We start from the raw sequence: 7,493 nt of genomic DNA on the forward strand, positions 1-7,493 counted from the left end.
AAACATTTGGGCATAAATAAAAGAAAGCGAAATCACGCCTAAAAAGGTGCAAACATACTGAATGATTCTTTCGATTTCCATTCTTTACATCCCTCCTTTACCAATAGAATGTGCATCAATAAGATTAGCATGCGTGAAAAGTTGGAAATTTGAAAAGGAGATGAGGTCTATGCGTTATGAACAGATATCAGAAAATGCATTTAAGGGAAAAATACAAGTGTATTTAGAGCAAATATTAGGTGATGCGTCGCTAATCTTGAAAACGCTACACGAAAAAGACCAGTGCCTTCTTTGTGAATTAGATGAATTGGGCCACATTTTTCAGGACATGCAGGGCATCGCATCATCCTTTTATTTGCAAACATACATTGAGCAATTTACACCGGCATTTATCGAACTGGCCAAGGCGATTAAAGCCCTATCGGAGCATAAGCATGGTGCTTTAATTGTGATTGAAAGAGCGGACCCTGTTGAGCATTTTATTCAAAAAGGAACCTCCCTGCATGCGGAAATCAGCGCATCATTAATTGAAAGCATCTTTTTCCCCGGAAATCCTCTACATGACGGCGCTTTATTGGTGAGGGAAAATAAACTTGTCTCAGCAGCCAATGTCCTCCCGCTGACAACAAAGGAAGTGGATGTCCATTTGGGAACAAGGCATCGCGCGGCTCTTGGTATGTCGGGGTATACGGATGCGCTTGTGCTCGTTGTTTCAGAGGAGACAGGGAAGATGTCGTTTGCCAAAGATGGTGTATTATATCCGTTAATTTCGCCAAGAACGTAAAAATAAATAAAAGGGCCTGATTAGGAATCCTATCATGAGACAAAATGACTGAATTCGGGTCTTTTTTAAAGCATTCACTTTAAGCTGAATGCTTTTTGTCTTGAAGGCGGGAAATATAAACTGGTAGAAAAGTTATATTACATGAATATTAATTAAGTTAAATACTTTACCTGATTTTGTATTTGTAGTACCGTATAAAATATTACATAAATTTTAAAGGAAGGGTGCTGCCGCATGGCTAATGTATTAATGATCGGTTTTCCCGGTGAAGGGCATATTAATCCGTCTATCGGTGTAATGAAGGAGCTGAAATCACGGGGAGAACATATTACTTACTACGCAGTGAAGGAATACAAAGAAAAAATTGCAGCTCTTGATATTGAGTTTCGTGAGTATCATGATTTTCGAGAAGATTACTTCGGAAAAAACGCAACAGGAGATGAAGAAAGAGATTTCGCAGAAATGATCTGCGCCTTTTTGAAAGGCTGTAAGGATATTGCGACTCATATTTATGATGAAGTCAAACATGAATCGTATGATTATGTCATATATGATCACCATTTACTGGCCGGTAAAATCATTGCCAACCTGCTGAAGCTGCCGAGATTTTCATTGTGTACTACCTTTGCAATGAATGAGGAATTTCTAAAGGAAATGATGGGTTCTTACATGAAAGGGTCAATTGAAGAATCGCCTCATTATGAATCATACCAGCAGCTTGTAGAAACATTAAATGCTGATTTTCAAACAGAGATCAAGAAGCCTTTTGACGTTTTTTCTTCAGATGGGGACTTGACAATTGTCTTCACATCAAGGGAATTTCAGCCAATGGCTGAGCAATTCGGCGATCGATATGTATTTGTCGGCCCTTCCATTACAGAAAGAGCCGGGAACAATGATTTCCCATTTGATCAGATTGACAATGAAAACGTGCTGTTTATTTCAATGGGGACCATTTTTAACAATCAAAAACAGTTTTTTAATCAATGTCTCGAGGTATGTAAAGACTTTGATGGTAAAGTTGTGCTTTCCATAGGCAAACATATTAAAGCAAATGAGTTAAACGACATTCCGGAGAATTTCATTGTACGCCCGTATGTCCCTCAGCTTGAGATCCTGAAAAGAGCCAGTTTATTTGTAACACACGGGGGAATGAACAGCACAAGTGAAGGTTTGTATTTTGAAACCCCGCTGGTAGTCATTCCGATGGGAGCTGACCAATTTGCTGTAGGAAATCAAGTGGAAAATATAGGCGCAGGAAAAGTGCTGAAAAAAGAACAATTATCTGAAAGCCTTCTGAAAGAAACGATTCAAGAAGTGATGAACAATCCTGTGTATGCTAAAAAGGCGAAAGACATTGGACAATCATTGAAAGCGGCAGGCGGCTCTAAAAAAGCGGCCGACAGCATTCTAGAAGTTGTGAAACTCAAAACTCAATCAGCCAACGCATAATATAAATGCCTGTTCTTATCAAAAGAACAGGCATTTTGGCATTTTCGTAAGAAAGCAGAGGAAGGGATTTGACACATCGATAGAGAATTGATTAGAAAAACAGACAAGAAAGGAGGAAAATCTGCTCCATTCATCAATAGAAAACCATCATTTTTACCCCCGCTTAATTAGTTCCTTAGACTTTCGAAAAACATATGCAGCTTATGTAAAATGTTAGGTGTTTATTTGAATGTTTAAAGGTCGAAAGATGCTGAAATCGCAGCCAAATGTTTGAAAAGGATGTAACTTGCTGAAAAAGTGACGATAAAACTGATGTGTGCCATTTTTGGAAACAAAATACTAACTGTTTTTGTGCTATAAACAGTTTAGGAGGTTGAATGAATGAAAAAGAAGATTGTAGCCGGCTTGGCTGTTTCCGCAGTTGTCGGGTCATCGATGGCCGCAGCCCCCGTGGAAGCAAAAACGATAAAAGTAAAAAGCGGTGACTCTCTTTGGAAGCTTTCCCGTCAATATGATACGACAATATCAGCTTTGAAATCCGAAAACAAATTGAAATCAACAGTGCTTTATGTCGGACAAAGCCTTAAAATTCCTGAAAGCAGCAAAAAAAACACGACATCCTCATCAAGCTCAAGCAAAACATCAACATACACAGTTGCATATGGTGATTCGCTATGGATGATTGCTAAAAATCATAAAATGAGTGTTTCTGAGCTTAAAAGCTTAAACAGCCTGACCAGCGACCTGATTCGTCCCGGGCAAAAGCTTAAGATCAAAGGGACAAGCAGTTCAAGCGGCTCAAACGGATCGAAGAAAAACAGCGGTTCCAATTCTTCAGGCTCTTCGAAAAGTACATATACGGTTAAGCTTGGTGACTCACTGTGGAAAATCGCAAACAGCTTAAATATGACTGTAGCTGAATTGAAAACCTTAAATGGCTTAACATCAGATACCCTTTACCCTAAGCAGGTACTCAAAATAAAAGGGAACAGTTCACCTAAGAGCGGAAACAGCGGTTCCAAGAAGCCGTCAAACTCCAATTCCTCAAAAACAACTACATATAGGGTAAAAGCAGGCGATTCGCTGTGGAAAATCGCGAATCAGCTCGGAGTCACTGTGCAAAGTATCCGCGATAAAAACAATTTGTCATCTGATGTCTTGCAAATTGGACAGGTTCTGACCATCTCGGGAACAACAAAGTCTAACAATTCAAATCAAACAAAGCCAAAAGACAACTCAGGATCAAACATTCAAATAGGTTCGAAGATTGACAGAATGATAACAGAAGCGAAAAAATATGTCGGGGTGCCATACCGCTGGGGTGGAAACACGCCTGCAGGTTTTGATTGCAGCGGCTTCATTTATTACCTCATTAATAATGTATCATCGATATCGAGATTGAGTACGGCAGGATATTGGAATGTCATGCAAAAAGTCAGCCAGCCGTCAGTCGGAGACTTTGTCTTCTTTACCACATATAAATCTGGCCCGTCTCACATGGGGATTTATCTAGGCGGCGGAGACTTTATTCATGCAAGCTCATCAGGCGTCGACATTTCCAATCTCAGCAATTCATATTGGAAACAGCGCTACTTGGGCGCAAGAAGCTATTTTTAAAAATGAGTATGACAAAAAGCCTTTTTATAGGCTTTTTTGTTTATATCAGAAAATGATTGACCACACTGTTAGAAAAAACAAGGGGGAGACAGTATGTACCGTCTCTTGCTGTTGATGATGGTGACGGCACTGGGAGTTGCGGGATGCGGACAAAAAAAACCTCATGACCCTCCTAAGCGGGTACCGGAAAAAGAAGTGATTGAAACGTCAGCGTTTGGTCATCATGTCCAGCTGGTTAATCGTGAAGGCAAAGCAGTCGGTTTTATAGAAATCAAAGAATCAGAAGACGAAGGACTCGACATTCATATTTCCGCAAACAGCCTGCGCCCCGGCGCTTCTCTCGGTTTTCATATCCATGAGAAAGGTTCATGTGTCAGGCCGGATTTTGAATCAGCGGGAGGCCACTTTAATCCGCTGAACAAAGAACACGGCTTCAATAATCCGATGGGACATCATGCCGGAGATCTGCCGAACCTTGAAGTCGGTGCTGATGGAAAAGTAGATGTCATTATGAATGCGCCGGACACCTCACTGAAAAAAGGAAGTAAACTAAATATTCTCGACCAGGACGGAAGTGCGTTTATTATTCATGAGCATGCCGACGATTATTTGACAAATCCAAGCGGCAATTCAGGTGCGCGTATCGTCTGCGGAGCCCTTTCCGGCAATAACGAGAAGCAGTAATATCATCCAAGCCCTTTTGTATTGAGCATACAGGGGCTTTTTTAGTATACTCGTTAATGGAATACGAATAGGAAAGGGAACCTGTCTATGACAACTCAATTACAGCACTTAACATTGCCGGAAGATATACAACAAAAGCTATTATCATATAAAGATCAGCCGATTTCCCCAGAGTTTCAGTCGCTCATCGGGACATCAGGCTATGAGGCGGACGATGAAGCGATTTTATTCGACGCCATTATCGCATTAGCCATGGGAAAAAATGTCCTGCTGAAAGGGCCTACAGGCTCAGGAAAAACAAAGCTGGCAGAAACATTGTCCAGCTATTTTCATAAACCGATGCACAGTGTCAACTGTTCAGTTGACTTGGACGCAGAAGCTCTGGTCGGCTATAAAACGATTGAAAATCAATCTGGCCAGGCGACGATCGAGTTTGTTTCAGGGCCTGTCACAAAAGCCATGAAAGAAGGCCATTTTCTTTATATAGATGAAATCAATATGGCAAAGCCGGAAACACTGCCCATTTTAAACGGTGTATTAGATTACAGAAAAATGATGACAAATCCGTTTACAGGCGAGGTCATTCGGGCTAAAGAAGGCTTCGGAGTCATTGCAGCCATCAATGAAGGCTATGTCGGTACTGTTCCGCTGAATGAAGCATTGAAAAACCGTTTTGTCATCATTGATGTGCCTTATATTAAAGGCGAGCTGCTGAAACAAGTTCTCATGTCTCAGTCAGCCCTGCAAGATGAGAAATTGATTGACCGGTTTATCACGCTTTCCTCTGACCTGATCGTTCAGGCCAATAATGGACAGGTGTCTGAAGAAGCGGCATCCATTAGAGCGTTAATTGATACATGTGATTTAGCCGCTTATATTCCGCCGCGTCGTGCCATTGAGCGGGGAATTGTAGAGAAGCTTGATGATGACCGGGAAAAGGCGGCCGTTCGAAATATTGCAGAAACTCTGTTTGAATGAGGGAGCTGCGATGAAATTTATCAAATTTAACGACAGCACAATAGATTCGTTTTTATTTATGATGCTCACTGATTTGGCCAAAACACTCACCAAGAGTGAAGCGGTAGAAGTGGAATATGGCGTTCAGTCCTATTACAATCCATTTGAAAAGAAAATCTATATGAGCCACTTTTGGAAAGACAGGGCAGCGGAGGACATGGAAGCGGGTCTGAAAAGCGATGTCTACCTGCGTTCGGTCGGAACGAGATATAGCTCGCTGCACGAGTTTGCAAACTTTTTGGATGATATCCATCAGCATCTTACGTTCAAAAGCTTTGCCAAGCAGCTGTTTATGCTGCTTGAGGACATCAGGATTGAGGAATGTATCAAACACGAGCGCCCCGGTACGAAACATGTATTTGCGAAGCGAAAAGACATGTACAGAAAACATTTCTCCACCCAGCTGACTTTAAATTTAGAGCGAAGCATTTTTACGGATGCCCTCTTTTGCGCGATCTATGTCAAGCTAACAACGGAATCGCCGCTCGAGATCCTTCCGTCTATGCGTGAAGATATCGATCTGATGCGCCCGTTTATTGAGCAGCAGCTCCTGCGCGTGTATGAAGCAGATTCGACACGGCAGGTTCTTAAAATTGTTGAAGACCTTATGGACGGACTTGAAGAGGTGCTTGATAAAGACATGTTGAACACCTACTTCTTTTTGCCTGAGCTTGACTACGCAAAAGCTGCAGAACAACCGTTATTTGAAGAAGAGAAAAAAGCGCCGAAGCTGAGTGATGACATCACGCTTCCAAAAAAATCAGACGGTGATGAGGATATCCATGAAGAAGAAATGCCGACATGGCACCGGGAAACAGAAGCACCGTCTAAAAGCTTCCTTCAATTTGATATTGAACACGGAGCAAAATCAGATTTAGGAAAAGACGCTTCAAGGGAAGGCGACGATGGAGATCAAGCCCTTGGCTCTGTCCAAGGATCAGCCAGACAAACAAAACGGAAAGACTATTCCAAGCTGGAAGCGATGGAGTCCCAAAAAGACCAGCCGAACGGTGCGGGTATGGCTGACGGCAAAGAAAATAAATACGCATTTCCGATTTATAAAGAACCGCAGCCGGCAACGAGTGAAGAAGAGCTTTCTTATAAACAGCAGGCAAAAACGATTGAATCGTATCAAAAGCGTTTAAAACAAATGATTCAAAAAACGCTGGAGCATAAAAAAACATTGCCTAGAACAGACCTTCATGCCGGACGGCTGAACAATAAGCTTCTTCGTTACTTCACTGAGCGAAATCCGCGTCTTTTCTACAAAAAACAAGAACCATCATCAGAAATTGACGCGGTTTTTACATTGCTGGTCGATTGTTCTGCCAGCATGTTCGACAAAATGGATGAAACAAAGCGGGGAATCGTGCTGTTTCACGAAGCGTTGAAATCGGTAGCGGTTCCGCATCAGATTGTCGGCTTTTGGGAGGACACAAACGATGCGACCGAAACAAGCCAGCCAAACTATTTCAATACGGTTATTCCCTTCCAATCATCATTAAGACAAGAGGCTGGACCGGCAATTATGCAGCTTGAGCCTGAGGAAGATAACCGTGACGGCTATGCGATCCGGCAGATGACGAAAAAAATGCTGCAGCGCAGTGAAGCGCAAAAGTTCTTGATCGTTTTTTCAGATGGAGAGCCGGCCGCGTTTGGCTATGAACAAAACGGGATTGTTGATACAAGTGAAGCGGTTATTGAAGCCCGAAAGAGAGGAATAGAAGTGATAAATGTTTTTCTCTCCAACTCAGAAATAGAAGAATCGCAAATGAAGACCATTCAGGATATGTACGGAAAATTCAGTATATTTGTCCCGGATGTTGATCAGCTCCCGGATGTTCTGTATCCGCTACTGAAAAAACTGCTCCATAAAAGCATAGGATAGTCCTTTATCCTATGCTTTTTGGCGTTTCTTTTTTCAAATGATTAAATTTTT

6 protein-coding genes are annotated in these 7,493 nt (G+C 41.9%); all 6 read left to right on the forward strand.

The window, feature by feature from the left end:
* Window positions 1-160: 160 nt before the first annotated feature.
* The 6 genes from cdaS (at window position 161) to RAC86_RS32320 (ending at window position 7,442) form a co-directional block, all read left to right on the forward strand.
* Complete coding sequence (cdaS, locus tag RAC86_RS32295; RefSeq protein WP_072183469.1) at window positions 161-784, forward strand: cyclic di-AMP synthase CdaS; 624 nt, start codon at window positions 161-163, stop codon at window positions 782-784.
* A gap of 234 nt (window positions 785-1,018) precedes the next feature.
* Window positions 1,019-2,236 (forward strand): macrolide family glycosyltransferase, encoded by a 1,218-nt coding sequence (locus RAC86_RS32300; protein ID WP_072566433.1) that lies wholly within the window; start codon window positions 1,019-1,021, stop codon window positions 2,234-2,236.
* Between the two features lie 381 nt (window positions 2,237-2,617).
* On the forward strand, window positions 2,618-3,853 hold the full coding sequence (cwlS, locus tag RAC86_RS32305) for a D-gamma-glutamyl-meso-diaminopimelic acid endopeptidase CwlS (RefSeq protein ID WP_014114092.1): 1,236 nt from the start codon (window positions 2,618-2,620) through the stop codon (window positions 3,851-3,853).
* A 93-nt stretch (window positions 3,854-3,946) separates the two neighbouring features.
* Window positions 3,947-4,537, forward strand: coding sequence for a superoxide dismutase family protein (locus RAC86_RS32310; RefSeq protein WP_014114091.1), 591 nt, complete (start codon window positions 3,947-3,949; stop codon window positions 4,535-4,537).
* Between the two features lie 87 nt (window positions 4,538-4,624).
* Window positions 4,625-5,515, forward strand: a complete 891-nt coding sequence (locus RAC86_RS32315) for an AAA family ATPase (RefSeq protein WP_003220117.1) — start codon at window positions 4,625-4,627, stop codon at window positions 5,513-5,515.
* 10 nt (window positions 5,516-5,525) lie between these two features.
* Window positions 5,526-7,442, forward strand: a complete 1,917-nt coding sequence (locus RAC86_RS32320; protein WP_072566432.1) for a nitric oxide reductase activation protein NorD — start codon at window positions 5,526-5,528, stop codon at window positions 7,440-7,442.
* Window positions 7,443-7,493: the final 51 nt, after the last annotated feature.

The sequence above is a fragment of the Bacillus sp. LR_5 genome, assembly GCF_042709275.1.